Origin of the sequence: Rhizobium sp. CC1099 (assembly GCF_029714385.1) — a bacterium.
Classification (GTDB): domain Bacteria; phylum Pseudomonadota; class Alphaproteobacteria; order Rhizobiales; family Rhizobiaceae; genus Rhizobium.
In genome coordinates, this window is record NZ_CP121641.1 from 3,930,001 (window position 1) to 3,948,631 (window position 18,631).

At 59.4% G+C, this 18,631-nt stretch carries 12 protein-coding genes, 1 tRNA gene and 2 rRNA genes (1 of these 15 cut by a window edge); 6 read left to right on the top strand and 9 right to left on the bottom strand.

All coding sequences use genetic code 11. From position 1 onward, the window contains the following. The 4 genes from QA644_RS19500 to QA644_RS19515 all read left to right on the top strand — a co-directional run. Positions 1 to 1,532: ribosomal RNA gene (locus tag QA644_RS19500) — 23S ribosomal RNA — on the top strand; it begins 1,411 nt to the left of the window's first position. 131 nt (positions 1,533 to 1,663) lie between these two features. Next, positions 1,664 to 1,778: ribosomal RNA gene (gene rrf / locus QA644_RS19505) — 5S ribosomal RNA — on the top strand. A 108-nt stretch (positions 1,779 to 1,886) separates the two neighbouring features. Then, positions 1,887 to 1,963 (top strand) — tRNA-Met (locus tag QA644_RS19510). 458 nt (positions 1,964 to 2,421) lie between these two features. Next, positions 2,422 to 3,378, top strand: coding sequence for a hypothetical protein (locus tag QA644_RS19515; protein ID WP_283070131.1), 957 nt, complete (start codon positions 2,422 to 2,424; stop codon positions 3,376 to 3,378). 238 nt (positions 3,379 to 3,616) lie between these two features. On the opposite strand, the gene QA644_RS19520 is transcribed toward QA644_RS19515, so the two are convergent. From QA644_RS19520 to QA644_RS19560, 9 genes are all read right to left on the bottom strand, one after another. After that, the gene (locus tag QA644_RS19520; protein ID WP_283070133.1) at positions 3,617 to 4,936 is read right to left on the bottom strand and encodes a glycosyltransferase family 4 protein; all 1,320 of its coding nucleotides are present in this window, start codon (positions 4,934 to 4,936) and stop codon (positions 3,617 to 3,619) included. Next, complete coding sequence (locus QA644_RS19525; protein WP_283070134.1) at positions 4,933 to 7,101, bottom strand: hypothetical protein; 2,169 nt, start codon at positions 7,099 to 7,101, stop codon at positions 4,933 to 4,935. Before QA644_RS19525 ends, QA644_RS19520 begins: the two co-directional genes overlap by 4 nt. A gap of 86 nt (positions 7,102 to 7,187) precedes the next feature. Then, a complete protein-coding gene (locus tag QA644_RS19530) occupies positions 7,188 to 7,919 on the bottom strand; it encodes a hypothetical protein (protein WP_283072416.1) in 732 nt (243 codons plus the stop codon). Further along, positions 7,916 to 9,178: a glycosyltransferase family 4 protein gene (locus QA644_RS19535; protein WP_283070136.1), complete on the bottom strand. Its 1,263-nt coding sequence runs from the start codon at positions 9,176 to 9,178 to the stop codon at positions 7,916 to 7,918. The genes QA644_RS19530 and QA644_RS19535 overlap by 4 nt, the downstream gene beginning before the upstream one ends. Beyond that, on the bottom strand, positions 9,175 to 10,014 hold the full coding sequence (locus QA644_RS19540; protein WP_194728551.1) for a class I SAM-dependent methyltransferase: 840 nt from the start codon (positions 10,012 to 10,014) through the stop codon (positions 9,175 to 9,177). The genes QA644_RS19535 and QA644_RS19540 overlap by 4 nt, the downstream gene beginning before the upstream one ends. Further along, positions 10,011 to 12,257: a glycosyltransferase gene (locus tag QA644_RS19545; RefSeq protein ID WP_283070138.1), complete on the bottom strand. Its 2,247-nt coding sequence runs from the start codon at positions 12,255 to 12,257 to the stop codon at positions 10,011 to 10,013. The genes QA644_RS19540 and QA644_RS19545 overlap by 4 nt, the downstream gene beginning before the upstream one ends. A gap of 64 nt (positions 12,258 to 12,321) precedes the next feature. After that, the gene (locus tag QA644_RS19550) at positions 12,322 to 12,981 is read right to left on the bottom strand and encodes a calcium-binding protein (protein ID WP_283070139.1); all 660 of its coding nucleotides are present in this window, start codon (positions 12,979 to 12,981) and stop codon (positions 12,322 to 12,324) included. Positions 12,982 to 13,251: 270 nt separating this feature from the next. Next, positions 13,252 to 14,652, bottom strand: a complete 1,401-nt coding sequence (locus QA644_RS19555) for an HlyD family type I secretion periplasmic adaptor subunit (RefSeq protein ID WP_194728554.1) — start codon at positions 14,650 to 14,652, stop codon at positions 13,252 to 13,254. Further along, complete coding sequence (locus QA644_RS19560; protein WP_283072417.1) at positions 14,649 to 16,406, bottom strand: type I secretion system permease/ATPase; 1,758 nt, start codon at positions 16,404 to 16,406, stop codon at positions 14,649 to 14,651. The genes QA644_RS19555 and QA644_RS19560 overlap by 4 nt, the downstream gene beginning before the upstream one ends. 196 nt (positions 16,407 to 16,602) lie before the next feature. Between QA644_RS19560 and QA644_RS19565 the strand changes: the two genes are divergently transcribed. Then, complete coding sequence (locus QA644_RS19565) at positions 16,603 to 17,175, top strand: MarR family transcriptional regulator (RefSeq protein WP_194730259.1); 573 nt, start codon at positions 16,603 to 16,605, stop codon at positions 17,173 to 17,175. A gap of 44 nt (positions 17,176 to 17,219) precedes the next feature. Continuing rightward, entirely contained in the window at positions 17,220 to 18,467 is a 1,248-nt protein-coding gene (locus QA644_RS19570; protein WP_283070141.1) for a glycosyltransferase family 4 protein, read from the top strand. The last annotated feature ends 164 nt before the right edge of the window (positions 18,468 to 18,631 follow it).

Sequence of the window (18,631 nt, forward strand, 5' to 3'; positions counted from 1 at the left end):
ACATCCTGGAGGTATCGGAAGTGCGAATGTTGACATGAGTAACGATAAAGAGGGTGAGAGACCCTCTCGCCGAAAGACCAAGGGTTCCTGCTTAAAGTTAATCTGAGCAGGGTTAGCCGGCCCCTAAGACGAGGCGGACACGCGTAGTCGATGGGAACCACGTTAATATTCGTGGGCCTGGTGGTAGTGACGGATTGCTCAACTTGTAAGGTCTTATTGGATTGATCTTGCAGGGACGCGGTTCCAGGAAACAGCTCCACCGTATAGACCGTACCCGAAACCGACACAGGTGGTCAGGTAGAGTATACCAAGGCGCTTGAGAGAACTATGTTGAAGGAACTCGGCAAATTGCACGCGTAACTTCGGAAGAAGCGTGACCCCATTTTGGGCAACCAGGATGGGGTGGCACAGACCAGGGGGTAGCGACTGTTTATCAAAAACACAGGGCTCTGCGAAGTAGCAATACGACGTATAGGGTCTGACGCCTGCCCGGTGCTGGAAGGTTAAAGGGAGAGGTGCAAGCTTTGAACTGAAGCCCCAGTAAACGGCGGCCGTAACTATAACGGTCCTAAGGTAGCGAAATTCCTTGTCGGGTAAGTTCCGACCTGCACGAATGGCGTAACGACTTCCCCGCTGTCTCCAACATAGACTCAGTGAAATTGAATTCCCCGTGAAGATGCGGGGTTCCTGCGGTCAGACGGAAAGACCCCGTGCACCTTTACTATAGCTTTACACTGGCATTCGTGTCGGCATGTGTAGGATAGGTGGTAGGCTTTGAAGCGGGGACGCCAGTTTCCGTGGAGCCATCCTTGAAATACCACCCTTATCGTCATGGATGTCTAACCGCGGTCCGTTATCCGGATCCGGGACAGTGTATGGTGGGTAGTTTGACTGGGGCGGTCGCCTCCGAAAGAGTAACGGAGGCGCGCGATGGTGGGCTCAGACCGGTCGGAAATCGGTCGTCGAGTGCAATGGCATAAGCCCGCCTGACTGCGAGACTGACAAGTCGAGCAGAGACGAAAGTCGGTCATAGTGATCCGGTGGTCCCGCGTGGAAGGGCCATCGCTCAACGGATAAAAGGTACGCCGGGGATAACAGGCTGATGACCCCCAAGAGTCCATATCGACGGGGTTGTTTGGCACCTCGATGTCGGCTCATCGCATCCTGGGGCTGGAGCAGGTCCCAAGGGTTTGGCTGTTCGCCAATTAAAGCGGTACGTGAGCTGGGTTCAGAACGTCGTGAGACAGTTCGGTCCCTATCTGCCGTGGGTGTAGGAATATTGACAGGATCTGTCCCTAGTACGAGAGGACCGGGATGGACATATCTCTGGTGGACCTGTTGTCCTGCCAAGGGCATAGCAGGGTAGCTACATATGGAAGGGATAACCGCTGAAGGCATCTAAGCGGGAAACCCACCTGAAAACGAGTGTTCCCTATCAGAGCCGTGGAAGACGACCACGTTGATAGGCCGGGTGTGGAAGTGCAGCAATGCATGAAGCTTACCGGTACTAATAGCTCGATCGGCTTGATCGTTCTCATTGACAATGCTCATCAAAATGAGCCAGGCGATAAGAAGCAGCATACAAGCGCTTCCCCGCCAATGACGTGTTCAACAAAACGAAGTGAAAACTTCACCAGCTTCTCAAATCGTTGCGCTTCGCTGACCTGGTGGTTATGGCGGGGTGGCTGCACCCGTTCCCTTTCCGAACACGGCCGTGAAACGCCCCAGCGCCCATGGTACTTCGTCTCAAGACGCGGGAGAGTCGGTCGCCGCCAGGTCTGCAAAACGCAACAACAAAATCACAATCTTCTCAATACAAAACAACGGCCATAAGCCGATATAAACCGGCCGCAACAACAGCGGTCCGTTCCGCTTCAAAACAATAACGCGGGGTGGAGCAGCCCGGTAGCTCGTCAGGCTCATAACCTGAAGGCCGCAGGTTCAAATCCTGCCCCCGCAACCAATGATTACCACAAACTCAATGGGCTCCGAGGAAACTCGGAGCCCTTTTTAGCGTTCCAAAGTAACCGACCGATTGCCACCGCCTGCCGGACGACCGGGTGATGGGGTAAGACACGTGTTTAACGACGTCGTTAGCGACGTAGCGATGCATACACCCAATCTGGCGATGGCAGGTCAGCGGGAGGGCTTTCCTGCGTCGTCGCAACTACGCCTGTCTCTCTCTTCTCAAGTAAAGCCGCGTGCGGGAGAGACACGTCATGCGTGAACGCTGGACGTGAGTAATACCTCAGCGAACTGGATAAGCCTCTTCTGTAACGCGGAGTAAGCGATTAAGAAATATATCGTCCAAGCGCGGGTTCGGAGTTGAGTTTAAGCCTGTTTTTACGCATATTTCCATCATGGATAGTATATATCAAATATTGAAGTATATTTGTTCCGTAATTGCTGATGGATCGCCGCATGCTCGTATTTTCAGATGAAAATTTGGAGGTGATACATCGTTCAGGATCATCTCCCTATCTTCTCGTCACCTTTAACGAGATGGAAATGAAGGCGAACGGCAGCCGCTTCTGGGGGCAGCGGTTCTGCGAGAAAGCTGACATTTCGGCGCTTGGCTTCATCAGCCGACGGCCGAACTGGTTTCCGGCGGCGAGCGTCGTCAAGGCGGTCGAGGCGACCGCGCCCATCCTCCGCGCAGCAGCGGAGCGGATCCTTTACGGGCACTCGCAGGGCGGCTACGCGGCGTTGCGGTACCGAAGGCGCTTCAACGCTGCCGTTGCCATCGCTTTTTGCCCTCAGATCTCGATCGATCCGAAGGCCGTTCCTTTCGATGGCAGGTTTGCACCCCATTTCTCGCCCGACCTCCACGCCAATATGGGGATCGCGCCTGATCACGCAACTGGCCGGGCCTATCTCTTCTTCGATCCGTTCCACGACGTCGATCACCAGCACGCGGTTCGAATCGCGACGCTGCAGGCGAGGACGCACCTCGTGCCGGTCCACATGACAGGCCATGGCACCGTTCGGGCGTTCACCGGAACGGCACGCGCCCTGTCGCTGATCGAAGCCTGCCGCGAAGACGATCTTCCGGGTCTACGCGCTCTGGCTCGCGCAGCCCGAGTCATGGCGCCGATGCGACCCTATCAGATCGCTGTGACGGCGATCGCCCGGCATCGGGCCTGGGCCGACCGGTTTCATGCACGCTTCGGCTCGGCTTTCTCTCCGGTCGAGCGAGCAAACTTCCTCTATCATCGGGCCAACCGCCACATTCGCGACGGTGAGCTTGCGACGGCGCGGACCATGCTTGTCGACGCCATGACATATCAGCCGGAAAATCCTGGTTTCGCCCGCCGGATAGCGGAACTGGACGGCCGTATCGCGCGCCGCCTCGGGTCGGATGACGCCGCGCATTCGTGATCCGAATGTTGCCGGGCCCACTCGACAAGATGGCCTTGCTGAAGAGTGACAGCCTATCTCAGGTCCAACGCTCTTGGTTGCCGGCAGCATCCTTGTTCCAAACCGGCGGCGGGGATGATGGTCTTGCGGACTTTCGTGCGCATGTAGGGATGCGACCTTGCGAACGGTTTCTCAAGGGTTTGGTTGATCGATCCTCTCTTGGTCGAAGCCCTTTCAGCGCTTCACAACGCGAGCATCGTTAAAGCGAGTGCCCGAGAAGCGCGGGGCTCTCGGTCATCGCGGCATCTAGCTTCCGCCGCAGCAGCGCGCGATAGAGTTTGACGTGTTCTTGCGCGCAGGCGAGGCGGTCGGCGGGCTGTCGCATGGAAACGCGCAGCCGCTCCCAGATTTGGCTATCACCCAAGACTTCGACGATGCGATCCGCGAGATCCTGGCTGCTGCCTGCGCGAAAGTGCAGGCCATCTTTTCCGTCACGCACCTTCTCGGCCATCCCGCCGATGTCGGAGCAGATCGTCGGCCTACGATGGAGCAGGGCCTCCTGGATCACGATGGGCGAGTTTTCCCACCAGACGGACGGCAGAACCACCCAGTCGACCGAACGCATGAGACGCGGCACGTCCGCGTTCTGGTAAGCGCCGTAGAAACGGACGCGGTGGCCGGCGTCTGCGATGAGCTTCTTCATCCGCTCCTGGAATTCGATCGGCTGTCGCTCGAGGTTGCCGCCGAAGATCATCAGGCAGGAGTCTTCGCCCCATATCTCCTTCGGGATGCGCGAAACAGCGTCGATCAGGAGGTCGGCCCCCTTGAACGGCGTCATTTGTCCGAAATAGGCAAAGCGGTTGCGGCGCGGGTTGGGACCTTGCGCTTCTCGCGCGGGCGCAGCTGTTTCCACGGCGATGCCGTTCTCGATCACGCTGAGCTTGTCCTTTTCGATGCCCCATGCGACGTAGCGCTCCGCCAGAAACCGGCTGGGGGAGACGAAAGCGTCGGCAAGGCCGAGCATCCCGCGCGCAAACAACTCCCGCTTCAGGAAGCGTGAGACGGGGATGTCGGGAAAGCAGCCGTGGCAAGCGACGGGGGATGCTGTTTCGCAGAGCTGACCGGAAGGCCGTTTCACCATCTGCCCGTGATTGTGGCAGATCGACAGGTACTCGTGGAACGTGACGAGTATGGCCGCGTGCGGAAATGCTTCTCTAAGGGCGTAGAGGGCTTCAAGGCCAATGCCTAGAACATGATGGAAATGCACGACATGGGGCCTTAGATCGCGCGCGAAACGCAACAGGTCTCGGCTGATTGCCTGGGTATCGCCATTGGACAAAAAGAAATGGTCGTAGTCGTCCGCGTGGAACAGCAACTCATCCTCGGCAAGGCGAAGGCTCATCAGCGCGGACGAGGCATGCCGCGGGACCGGATGGCCGACCCGGGCCAGGTAAACCGATTGCACGTTCGGCAATGCGTTCAGGCCGCGATGCAGGTTGTGAGAGGCGATTTCTGCCCCGCCGAGCGAAACCGTTGGGTGCGCATGCGAGACGACAAGGACGCGAAGCTGCTCGTTCATGCGGGCCTCTTTTCCGGGTGCTTTTCAACGGTGAGGATAGGCAACCATTGGCTCTTGAAGATCTTTCGATCGATCTCCTCCACCAGAGCCGCCATCGCCGGACTATCACCGTTGCCTGCGTCGTCGCAGCCCCACATCTGCACCGATGGCAGCAAATAGGAGTCAAACCCGGAGCGGCTGAGACGGAGGCCGAGATCCAGACCCTTTTCCTGCGCGCCCAGATAGCCGCCGGAAAAGCCGCCGGCGCGCAACAGGGCATCGCGGGGCATGACGCAGCACTCGAGCGAGGCCGCCGCGATACGGGTCAGCTTCATGTCGGCAACCGCTTTGAGAGGATATCCCGTATAGCGGCCCACGACCGGTTCGTCGCAGTTGCCGTCATCGATCCAGCTTCCCGCCCAGCGAATGGAATGGTCCTCGTAAACCAGGACGGGCGAGACGACGCTTCCTTTGAGCATCGCGGCCGTGGCCAAGAGCTTGCCATACCAGCCTGTCCCGCGCGGGATCAGTGAAGCGGAGAGCGACACGACCGTTTCACAGGAGAGTGCTTGCGTGCCGGCTTCCAGCATGTCGTGGACGTCGCCTGTTCCCTTCACCGATACCAGCCTGGCCGAAAGGCTATAGAACCGTGCGAGTTCCCTGAGGCGAGCAGCCTGCCTGCGAAAGCGCTCCGCGGGCATGGCGATCATGATCGGCGTGTGCCGCGTCTCCGGATCGAGCGCAAGCAAGGCCAGCAGCGGGGAAATGTCCTCCTCGCCCTCCCCGGCGCCAATGACGATTGGCGGGCTGTTTTCCTCATCGAAGGAGCCGGCATCGAGGATTGTCTCGATAACCGGCGTTAACCTTTCGGATTGTCCGAGGAACGGGACAATTTGTGAATCGACTATCGCCGGCAGCGCACAGTTTGCGGGATCGATGGAGCCGATCTGGCGCAATGCCGCCAAGCGCGCAGAAACCCGCGTTGGTTTCACTGGCAGAAACGCACGGCGCGAATCGTGCAGCGTTAGTTCGAAGTAGAGGGGCGCACCAGGATCTTCGTTCGGCAATTGGGCGTGGGCGATGAAGCCATGCGCGCGCTGTTCGCTCCGAAGGCTCGGTGTGAAGTGCTGCTGGTCGTCGAAACTGTCCGTGACATCGGGGCGATCAAAACGCGTCCAGCGTTCGTCGAGGCGAGCCGCGGCATCGCATCGACGCAGTCTTACCGTTGCGACGTGGCCGTCGGGGTCATAAAGCCAGCCGGAGACGAGGAGGTTTCCTCCATCGGCCTCAAATGTGCTGTCTATTCCCATCCGGACGGGATACGGCAGGCTGGAGACGGTTTCTTTGCCCTCAAAGCTGTTGGCGGCTGCTCGCAGGGACAGGAGCACGTCCGGCGCGCCATGGGTCCGCAGCAGAATCGACCGGATATGTTCGGGCGTTTCCAGCGGGCCGGCGATGCGCTTTCGGGGGTGGACCGCAACATACCTCCAACCGGCGCGCCCCCGAAAAACCAGACCTTCGATGTCGAGAGCGAGGGCAGCCTGGCTGGCCTCGAGAAGGCCGACAAAACCAGAGGCGCCATCGGGAGCGTCCGGGCGAGGAAAGATGGCGATACCGCACTCCGCGACCACCGGTGTCACATTGCCCACCACGGACACCCGGCAAGGCCCCGGCGCCATGCCGCGGCTCCAGCCCTGCAGGAACGTCGCGCCATCATGGCTCTCACCAATCAACTCGATAAACCCATCGCTGGCGTGGGCTGACTGCAAAAGCGCGGTTATGGTCAGAAGTCTGCGGCGGCTGACATTGCCGACCATCAGAGCGTCCACGAGCCGGTCGAGGACCGCGGCTGACTGAGATCCCGCAGACTCAACCACAAGCGCGGCTGCTTCCTCCGCGGAGGCAAGCCGGGGCGCAAAGATGTAGCGTGCGCCCGTCTCCTCCTCTCCGAACCGGATCGTGGTCATGGTCAGGTCCGTGCCCACAGCCGGAAGGAGCGCCGCGAAGCCGTGCTTGGCCCGCGGTGAGGATGCGGCCAATCGCCATTCCGAGACAAACAAGCTTGGCGTGACTGCTTGATCCTCACCGAGGCCGACCACCACGTCGCCGGCCGTGACACGGCCGAGGCCGATGATCAGCAAGGTTGTCTCGTCGACGCGGCAGCCGATAACCCTTCCAGAGCGCATCGCCCTGCTCGCCCCATGCCCGCCTGCCGAGGGACTAATGACAGCGGGGGATTGTTCTCTAACCAGCACGCTTTATCCTCCCTGGATCAGATTCTGGCTACCAGCGTAAGGCTGGCGCCCGCGGCAAATCCCACGAGAATGAACAGCAGCAGCAGCAGGGGCTTGATTTCGCCGTTCGCACGCTTCCGCAACGTATTCAGGTTCTTCTCCATTCCTGCCACAACCCCATCCAGCCGCATCAGATGGACATCGAGATCATTCAGCCGTTGGCTGATATCCACCTTGAGGCTTTCGACGGCGTTACTGACATCGGTGAGGCCGGCGGTCTCGGTCTTGTCGGCATCGAATTCTGGTGTGCGCTGCAGCGAGCGCTGTGAGACCTGCAACTGCCGCTGCGCCGCCATCAGCAAATCGAGCTTATCGAGCACTTTCGCCAGGGGTGCGGCGATAAGAGCCTCGGCCGCCTGCTCGTTTGGCTGGGGAACGCGCAGGGCCTGCTCGGAACCGCTTCCATTTCGCGCCATGACGACAATATCGTTCACCCGAGACTGGACGGGATCGGGCAGCGCGATTTCAAATGCGTGTTTGCCGTCGCCGATACCGTTGCGCCGCAGGTCGGGACGATTGCGGTCGGCAACAGCCTCGGCAATCACCTTGCCATCGAGGAGGACACGAATGGTCAGCCGTTGATCCGGCGCCATCGGGTCGAATGCCCAGCCGAAGATCCGGCCCATGTCAACGGCATCCACCCGGCCGTTCATCGGCTTAGCGTTGTCCTGTTCGGATGCGGCATCCGGTCGTTCAGCGGGACTAATCATAAGCTCTCCTGTGCCTGAACCTGTGCCGTGTCCATCCACTTGAGGTAGCGGCGGGCGGTCGTGTCGATGTCGTCGGGCTTGCGGGCGTTTTCGGAGAGCTGGCGCAGCAGGTTCGGCTCTTCCGCTATGTTCCGCATCGCCACGGCGAGCGCTCGGGCATCGTTGGGTGGAACAGTCAGGCCGTTGACGCCATGCTCGATCATTTCAGCCATTCCCCCGATGTTGCTGGCGATGACCGGACGGCCTTGAGCCTGGGCTTCCTGAATGACAAGCGGCGCGTTCTCCCACCAGACGGAAGGAACTATGGTGCAATCGACCGCGGCCACCAGATCGCCAATATCTTCGCGTCGATAGGGGCCTCGGGACTGCACCGATTCTGACGTTTCGGTAAAGCGCCGATTGATCTCATCGACGAAGGCCTCGCTCTGGAAGGGCGCTCCGCCATGGACGCGGAGTTCGAAATCAAGGCCATCGGCCAGAAGCTGGCGCGCAGCGTCGAGCAATACGGTCACCCCCTTCCAGGGGTTGAGATTTCCGAAATATCCGAAGACCGGCTTCCCGCCCTGGAGCAGCTCCCTTCGCGCGCCGGCATTTCGGGTGGGGATACCATTGGGAATGACGCTAATCGCATCTTCGTCCAGTCCCCACCGCACGAAGCGCTCCCGTAAAAAAGCGCTTGGCGAGACGAAGTGGTCAACCGTGCTCAGCAGGGCCTTCAGGTGGCGTTCGCGCAAGGCAAAGCGATCGAGCGGAATGTCCTTGAAACAGCCATGGCAGCGGTCCGGGCTGGATTGGTGACAAAGCTCCTTGCTGCCGGTGCGTACCATCAGGCCTTCATGGTGGCAAATGGGGTAGTAGTCATGGAGCGTCATGACGATCTGGCAGTGGGGTAAGGTGCGGCGGACGATGTGAGGGAACTCGGCGCCAAGCAGCAGCAGGTGATGGAGGTGAACCACATCTGGCCGGAAATCGCGCAGCAACTCCGCTATGTCCGGCACAACACCATAAAGGTCGATCTGACTCATGAAGAAGCGATCGAAGTGTCCGGACCAAAGCAGGACCTCATCTCCCGCCGAGCCGATGCTCTGAAAGCTCGTGCCCGGTCTGGCTTCGCGGTGGATTTGGTTCGTGGCACCGAGAAACAGGGCTTCGTGCCCCTCGCGCTGGTAGGCGCGAAACAAGTCGTGAGCAAATATCTCCGTTCCACCCGGGTGAAGGGACGGATGGTTGTGGGCTGCCACCAGAATGCGCTTGCTCATCGACCATTTCCCCGGCGCTTCGCCACGATGAAGTCCTGATGGTGGCCTGCGTTGGTGCCGCGCCAATGGCCAAGCGATTTCAGGGCGACGGAAAGGCCGGCCCGTTCGAGCGCCTTGTCCAGAAAGCCGTCTTCGAAACCGACTGCGGCAAGCGGTGGCTGGTTGGGTACGAACCAGCATGGGCTTTCGCCATAGCGGCGGAAGGGGAGACGCGGATCGCGTCGCCCGTGTTCGTTTGCCGCCGCGATCCGGTCGACCACGAAGGCGGTCATGAACAGGCGCCCGCCGGGTGACAGGATCCTGCGGACCTCGGCGAGGTAGACAAGGACCTCCGCGGGCGGCAGATGAGTGACCACGGACGTCATGATGACGAAGTCGAAATGCCGATCCGGAAACGGAAGCGTCAAGGCCATCCCGCTGATCTTGCCGTTCGGATTGTACAGCTCGTGAGCGATGTCCAGTTGCCGGAAGGCGAAATTGGGGTAGGCAGGCGCAATCGTTCGCTGGCACCAGCCAATACCGCTCTCGACTGGATCGACACCATCGTAGCGGCTCGTTTGCGGATCGAGATATTGGGTAAGCGGCACGGCCATCCGGCCGATGCCGCACCCGATGTCGAGAACGCGGCTGTCTTCGCGCAGGCCGCCGATGCGAATGAAGTAACCGAGAAACTCCGCTCCTATCGCGCGAAAATCCCCGTCTCCCACGAAGACGTTGGTGGATTCCGGTTGCGGCAGAAAACGATTGCCCCGAACAGATTCGATTAGCCAGCGAACACGGTCTTCATCTATTAGCCGCGCCGGCTTGGTGGGGTGCAGGAGTGCCGCATGAGTCACGCTGCGTTCCTCTTCCGGATTCTCACACCCGCCGCGGTGGGTCGCTCGTCCCTATCGAACAGGTTCGCCATCAGTTCGGCGATATCCTCCTCCCAGCGCTGCGTATGCAGCCATGAATTGTATTGGCTTGCAACGCCGCGCATGTAGTCCTGGCTGCGGCGAATCGAGCGACGCTCGAAATGATACAGGCACGCTGCCGGCTCATAGGCAATCTGGAGCCCGAGGCGACGGATCTTGAGGCACAGGTCGCTGTCCTCGTAGTCGCCGATCACGTAGTCCTCGGTGTACCCGCCAACGCGCTCGTAAGTGTCTCTGCGGGTCACGAGGCAAGCGCCGGTAACGCCGGGAACGTCGCGGGCATGTTGCGCAGGCACGTAGTCGCCAGGCATGCCCTTGTGGAAATGGTGGTTCAGCCAGATCCCGCGCTGGTCGCGGCCGAAGTACAGTCCAGCGTGCTGCAGCGATCCGTCTTCGTAGATCAGTTTCGGGCCGACGGCACCCAGCTCGTTGCTTTTCAACAGCGCTCGCGACAACACCTGAAGCCAGCCTGGCGCGAAAGGCACGACATCTGAATTGAGCATGACCAGTATGGCGCCGCGTGCAAAACGTGCGCCGGCATTGCAAGCACGCGCATAGCCGCCGTTGCGATTCATAACGACCAACTTCATCGGCAGCCCGTGCAGAAGGTGCAGGCCGCCGAGCAGGTGCTCCGTCTGATCCCGGATTTCCGGTGAATCGAGGACATAGATGACCTCCGTGTTGGCTGCTAGCCATGGATCCGTGGCCATCCCCGACAGTTGGAAGCGCAGGAAATCGAGAACCCGGTAGAGGGGCACGACAATGGAAACGAGGGGTGCGCTTTTGGGCAAGCTGTAGTCCTTTGTGCTGTCGACCTCTATGGTCTTGCCCAATCGTCGTTCTATGTCCTGCAGGGCAGGGGCGAGAATCGTGCGGAAGGCACCGTCGACCGCATGCTGAGGCGGCACGGCGCGCAGGACATGGTTTCGTTGTGTCGCGGGCTCGAAAGGCTGTGGCGTCGGTATCAGCGGCCTGACCGTTCCCGAGGCAAGGCGCATCTGAAATCGCGGTTGCAGGAGCGGCCCGGGGGATTCCGACAGAGGGACCCAGGCAACGAAACCGGTCACATCGGTCTTACTCTTCTCATCCTTCCCTTGCGCCCATGCCGGAAATTCGTAGCTGTTGCCGTCGAGCGGCACGGCCGTGCCGTCCTCTTTGACGTAGTCGATGCCGGCGAACGCGGATGACGGCGCGTGGAACCAGCCGCCGGCCAGCAGACCGTCGTCAAGCGCCAGAGCGAGATCGACCTCACCGGACGGATGCATCGCTGACTTGGCAATCCGACTTGTTGCCAGTGGTGCGCGAACCTGAAGGTCGATCGCCGTGGCGGCGCCGCTTTCCGGCAACGTGGCGAGTCGACGAACAATCATTTCGCGCAGTTCCACCGCCTCGGGGTTTTTGCCCCACCAACTCTGAAGGTTGGGATGGCGAGGCTTGCCGTCAGCAAGCTGGCGAATGGCGACGCCGTTCTTGCTCAGGAGGACGATGAGAAACGGAGGGGAAGGCGCCTCTGCGATGAAATGGCACGCTTGCAGGCCGTTTGTCGCGTTGCGTCCGCGAACAAGTCTTACGGCCATGCGTGTAATCGAAGCTGCGCCGATCGCATAGATCGCTGTGATGTCGCCAAGATCCGGATTGATAGCCGTCTCAATCAGATGGCGTCCCTGCGCAATCTGGCAGACGATGCTGGCGGCCTGCGGTTCGGGCACGAGCGCGTGAAGGGCGTCTTCGACCACCATGTTGAAAAGATGGTCGCTGGCGATGCGGAAGGCGCTTCGCCACACGGTCAGCAGGTTGTTGACGAACTTGATGCGGGCATCCGGCGCGAGATCCGCGAACAGTGCCTCCACATCGAGGGGCACGAGCGTGCGCGCCGGATGCATCACGATGGTTTCGGCGGTGCTGCCGTGTTCCGTGCAAATGCCGACACTCACCGGCTGCTTTTCCGGTCTCATCGCCCAGAACATTCGTTGTCTTCCGTTGCCAAGAGGCAGCATCATGCTGACGAGCGGTATCGGCGACTGGTCCATGGACAACAGGCACTTTGTGGTGGCGGGAAGGGACGGGGGGAGATCCCAGATAAGGACGGCCAGCTCCGCGCCGAGCCGAAAGATCTTTGCGTTTCTGAAAACGCCAGTGGCGTCTATCGATTCGTCGAACGTCACACGCTATCCTCTGGATCGGAGTTGCGCGCCCCACGGGAGGAGGCAGGGCGCACAGAAGTCATATTCAGTGAACGGTGAAGTAGTTCTCGGGATTGGCATGGACGTCGTCGGCATCGACATTTACCAATGTGAGCGTATCGCCATGGCCGAGATCCACGACGACATTGCCCCCTACCTGCGTGACACGCGAGGCCAGGTCTTCGGGCGAAGACACGTCGAGGCCATTGATGCCCTTCGAGATCTGCAGCAGATCCTCGCCAGCGTTAAAGTCGAGGATGACGTCATTCCCGCCGCCGCCGTCGAAGACGAAGATGTCGTGGCCAGCACCGCCTGCCAGGACGTCGTTGCCAGCACCGCCATCAATGATGTCGGCACCATCGCCGCCATAAAGTATATCGGCGCCCTTGCCGCCGGACAGGAGGTCGCTTCCCTGGCCGCCGAGCAGGGTGTCGTTGCCCTTGTCACCGTACAGAAGATCATCACCCCAGCCGCCGACGAGGTTGTCATTCCCGTTTTCACCGTTCAACAAGTCGCTGTCCTCGCCGCCGAACAGGGAATCGTTTCCCTTTCCGCCGAACAGCAGGTCGTCACCGTCATCACCGAACACGAGGTCGTGCCCGTTGCCGCCGCTCACGAAATCAGCGCCCCCATGGGCGCGAATGAAGTCGTTAAAGCGGGAGCCGAACAGCGCATCGTCGTATGCTCCGCCTTCCAATGTGGCCATCTGCCTCTCCTCTTCGGATTGATATTCATGCGTCTCGGCGCAGGGTGCGACGATTTCGCGCTTGAAATGTGCACTGCAAAAAACCGAAGTGCAACATATCTTGAATCTAAAATGTCTTGTCTTGAGAAATATATTTCCCAAATTGAATATTATTGGCACATTGTTTCGATAATATCCGGGATCATAAAGTAATATGAAAATATTTTACTTTGAAATAACTTCAAAATTTGAAACAATTTCTGCTGTGCAGCATTTCAATTTCCTGGAAATCTAGTCTTCCCTGAACGCGCGATTGAAGCTCTCGAGGACGGGAGAAGTGAGGTAGTCGATCGCACGGCGTGACTCGTGGATGATCAGAACCTCCGCGGGCATGCCGGGATAAAGGTGGACATCCGGGTTTGCTTTGAGCGATGCCGGATCGAGTTTGGCGCGCGCGACGAAAAACGCACTGTTTGACTTTTCATCTACCGACTGGTCCGCGGCGACATATGTAATGGTGCCTTCCATCGGCAGGCGGGAGCGTTGATTATAGGCTGTCAGCCGGACTTGCGTATGCGAGCCCACGGAAATGCTGTCGATGTCGCGAGGATTGACGCGCATTTCGACCAGCAGTGGCTCATTTTCCGGAACGATCTCGAGCAACGGCTGGCCGGGCGTGACCGCGCTGCCAGGGGTGCGCAGCAAGATGTTGCTGATGATGCCATCCTGCGGAGAGCGAATCTCAAGGCGCCGCAGCACGTCCTTCGAAGCGATGATCTGCTCTTCGACGTCCGCCAGATCGATGCGTGCCGTGGTGATTTCGCCGGCAATCGTCGACTGAAAGTCACTTTCGATCCCGGTCAGCGCAAGCTGTGCGCCTGCTGCGGCTTTTTCTGCCTGGGCCTTGTTGCCGACGAGTTCGCCCCGTTCCCTCGCAAGCTCACTTAGCTTGGAGTCGATCTCGATGAGTTGCGTGCGCGGTGCCGCGCCTTTTTTCGCCAACGTTTCCGTCGCCGTCCGGTGCTCTTTCATGAGATCGATTTGCTGGTCGGTCGCCTGGATCTGGATGCCGAGCGACGTTGCTTGTTCGATATGCTCCTCGATGGTCTTTTGCTGGACCTCGACGCGTCCGACCTTGGTCTCGCGCCGCTTTTCGAAAAATATCGTCTCCGCCCTGACGGCGTCATCGACCGTATCGTCCCGGCTGTCACCCAAATCGCGTGGAAAGCTGATTTGCGGCATGTCAGTTTGCTCGGCTTTCAATCGCGCCAGTTTCGCGATTAGGCCAATGCGTCGGATTTGGAGCGACTGCAGGCTGGAACGGGCGCGCGTATCCTCCAACGCGATTAGGGGCTGCCCGGCGGAAACTTTGTCGCCCTCCTGAACGAGCAGTAGACTCATCACGCCGCCTTCGAAATGGCTGATAGTCTTTCGCTTCGAATCGACGATGACCGTGCCGTTGGCGACCGTCGCGCTGCTGAGCTCGACCGAAAAGGCCCAGGCAAAAAATCCCCCGAAGGACACAAGGATCGTGGCGAGCCCCGCAACGACAAGACGACGAAGCGGCGAACGGCTATCAAACCGGTCGAATTCCAAGTTCGAGTAGCCAACATCCCGCGATGCCGGCTGATGCCGCTGGAGGCGACGTTCGGAGAGATCGGAGCGGACCGCAAGGGGGCTCTTTTCAGTCATATTGCGGCTACCTCGCGGTGTGGTTCGCCCGGCATCGTGGTTGTAACCACGGCCGTTCGCGGTCCGAACTGTGTGATGCGGCCGTTTTCGAGCACGAGCAGCTTGTCGGCGACCTGCATGATGGCTGGCCTGTGAGCGATTATGATAACGATGGCGCCGTCGTCGCGCGCACGCTGGATCGCGCGGATAAGGGCCCGCTCGCCGATCGAGTCCAGGTTTGCGTTCGGCTCGTCGAGCACGATGAGGCGAGGCTGGTTGTAGAGGCAGCGCGCCAACGCTATGCGCTGCCGCTGCCCTCCCGAAAGGGTCAGATGTCCGTCGCCGACGGGTGTGTCGTAACCGAGTGGCAGGCGTCCGATCATTTCGTGGATGTCGGCCAATCGCGCCGCCTCCAGCACCTTGTAGGGATCGCTGTCGGCCATTCGCCCAATGTTTTCTCGAATGGTGCCTTCCAAAAGCGAGACGGATTGCGGCAGATATCCGACCACCTGACCGAACGAGCCACGCTCCCAGAGATAGGTGTTGTTGCCGTCGAGGAAGACGCCGCCGGACGTGGGGCGCAAGATGCCGACCAGCAGCCGCGCGAGTGTCGATTTGCCGGCAGCGGAGGGACCGATCACGCCAAGAACCTCGCCCGGAGAGAGGGAGAAAGAAATGCCCTTGATGATGGGCACATCCAGCCCCGGAGCTGCGTAGACAAGCTTATCGACCACGATGTCGCCCGACGAATGTGGCGTGGGCATCGTTTGGCGGATTGCAAGATCCGCCTTGAGAAGGGCCTCGAGGCGACGCCAGCCAGCGATCGCCAGCACCCATTGCCGCCAATTCTCGATGATCGAATCGAAGGGGATCAGTAGGCGCCCGACAAGAATGCTCGATGCCATCATGGCGCCGGGCGTGATTTCCTGCTCCAGCACCAGATAGGCTCCGGCTGCCAGCGTCATGATCTGGATGGAATAGCGCAGGCTGCGGGTGATGGACGACATCGCCTTGCTCCTGCACCCACTCGTTTCAAAGGCGCTGAGAGCCTGCAGTTGAAGGGAGCGCCAACGATTCGCCAGAGCTGGCAGCATGCCCATCGCCTCGATGGCCTCGGCATGTCGCAGCGAAGCGCCAATCCTGGACACGGCCTCGATATTTGTTTGATTCGCTTCCTTGGTGAGTTGGTGCGTCAACATGTCCGTGACCAGTCCGCCGCAAATGAGCAGTGCGGCGGAGACTGCTCCGATAAGACCAAAAAGCGGATGCAAAAGGAAAAGGGCGCCGAGGAAAATCGGTGACCAGGCAGCGTCTAGGGGCGCACTGACCGCTGACGAGGTCAGGAAGCTTCGCAATTCTGCGATGTCCCGAAGCGACTGGGTCGCGCGCGTCAGGCCCTGATCGATAGAAGCCTGAACGGCGGCCGCCAGGACGGGCATGTTCAGCCGACGCACGAGCGCGCCTCCGATGGCTTGGAACGAGAGGGCACGGATGAATTCCAGAACACCGAGCACCACAAGGGCGCCGACGGCCAAGATGGTGAGCATTGCAAGTGTGTCCATGCTCTGACTGTTGAGTACCCGGTCATGAACTTGTAGCATGAACAGAGGCATCGTCAGTTGTAATATGTTCAGACACACGCTCAGTGCAGCTGCATAAAGCAACCCAAATAAAAATACACGCTTTGCTTGAATAACCAGCAACCTTGGGCTGTCTTGTTTTTGGACTTCCCCGGTTTGCCCCTTGCTTCGTGTCTCATTTTGAACTTCATGCATGAAAATTTGCCTCGAGTTAACGTTAGATCCATCTGTTGGAGGACAGATTTGGTTGTAACTGAGCCTAAGGATAGTATTGCGTCGACCAATCTGGCACATAACAGCGAGCTTGTGCAAGCTCATGGTGATCGTCGGTGATGAGCATATTTGAATATTACTTCAAATTTTGAAGTATTATCTTGAAACGGAGAGTCGAATGAAAGAAAATGATGTGTTCAGTTTGCTGGCAGAACTGAATGACGATCCGAGTCTTCGAATAAGCCAGACAGCACAAACAGACCCCCGGCTTCCTCAGGGTGCCGAGCTTGGGGACCTCCAGCAGGTTACGTATTTCGAGCTCGCTCGCCTCATGGAGCGGGCAAGCCGGCGCTTCTCGGGCCTGATCCGTGCGGAGCTGACCAAGCTTCGTGTAGACGATATCGGGCCGGCGCAGGCGATGATTCTGCTGGCAATCGGCGATTCGGAACTGTCGGTCGCCGAGCTTCTGGATCGTGGGCATTATGTCGGCTCCAACGTTTCCTATTATCTGAAGCAGCTTGGCGATGGCGACTACATCGATCGCGTTGCCTCCCAGCGCGACAAGCGGTCGGCGCGCATCAAATTGACAGAGAAGGGACGCCAGCTCAGGGCAAATCTCCGCGACGCGGCGATGGCTTATGAGCGCGCGGTGAATCGTGGCGACCAGGACCAGCGGATGCTTGAGACGGCTTTCCAGACGCTGCACCAGCTCGAACTGGCCTGGGGCAGCGCTTCACGGTACGGCGTCTAAGCGGTGAGTGATGCCGTGCACCTGGCAGGGGCGGGCTAAAGGCGATGCACGTGGCGTTTGTTCATCGTCGGGGTTTCGGTCAGTTCGCTGCCTTGGCCGCTCAGCTCGCGCAGGCGGGAAATGAGGTTAGCCTCATCACCGAGACCATAGACCAGAAGATCCCATCCGTTCGCGTCGTTCGACATCGAGCGGAATCGGGCCCGCGCGCAGATCCGCATATGGCCCGACACATGGGCACTCCCGATCACCATGCGCGAATCGGCCATCGCGTTGCCGAAACGCTCGACGCCATGGCGCGGCAAGGGCTGGTACCCGACGTTGTCGTTGGCCATATCGGTTGGGGAAGCATGATGTTCTTCAAGGACGTGCTGCCGCGGGTGCCCGCATTGGGGTATTGCGAGTTCTTTTACCGATCGGAAGGGGCGGACATCGGGTTTTCCCCCGACGATCAGCCCGATCTGGAGACGCGCAAGAGGCTGCGGCTGCGCAACATCGCGCAGCTCCTATCCCTTGAGGCCATCGAGGCCGGCATTAGCCCCACCCATTGGCAGAGAAGTCTGTACCCCGCCGACGCCCGCGGGCGCATTTCGGTATGCCACGAGGGGATCGATACGGCGCGGTTTCGACCGGACCCATCAACTTCGGTCACGCTTTCGGACGGGCGTGTGCTCAGCGCCGGTCGTTCTCCCATTGTCACCTTTGTCGCGCGCGACCTTGAGCCGTATCGCGGATTTCCACAGGTCTTGGAGGCTGCCGCCAAGGTTGTGCGCCAACGCCCCGATGCTTTGTTCGTTTTCGTCGGAGGGGATGGCGTCAGCTATGGTGTGCCGCCGCCCGGCGGCGGGGCGTGGAAGGATCATCTCCTCAAATCCCTTGATATACCGCGGGAGAATATCCTCTTTCCCGGTGCGGTGCCGCATTCGGTTTTGCGGCAGCTTTTCCAGATCTCGGCCGCGCACCTCTACCTGACCTATCCGTTCGTTTTGTCGTGGTCGATGTTGGAGGCGATGGCGTGCGGCGCCCTGGTCATCGGATCGGACACCGCGCCCGTCCAGGAGGTTATACGCTCCGGCCGGAACGGCCTGTTGGTGCCGTTCTTCGATACGGACGCACTCGCTGAGACCATTCTCGGCGCCCTGAAGAGTCCCGAACGGCATTTTGGGATGCGTGCCGCGGCGCGCCGGACGGTGGAGAGGCGTTTTCGACTCACGGACTGCCTCGATCGCCAACAGTATCTTCTTGAGAAATTGACTGGAAAGTTACTTCGCCGCAATGCAGAGATGAATTCATGATTATTACTTTGATTTTTAAAGTATATATGAAATATTTTTCTTTACGACGGTTAATTTTTATTATTGTGCACTGCAATGTTAGTTGTTAGGCTCCCTATATATGGCGCGGGATGATTTGAATAAATATCTGATTATTCGGCGTCTTTGCTTTTTGTTCCGAGATA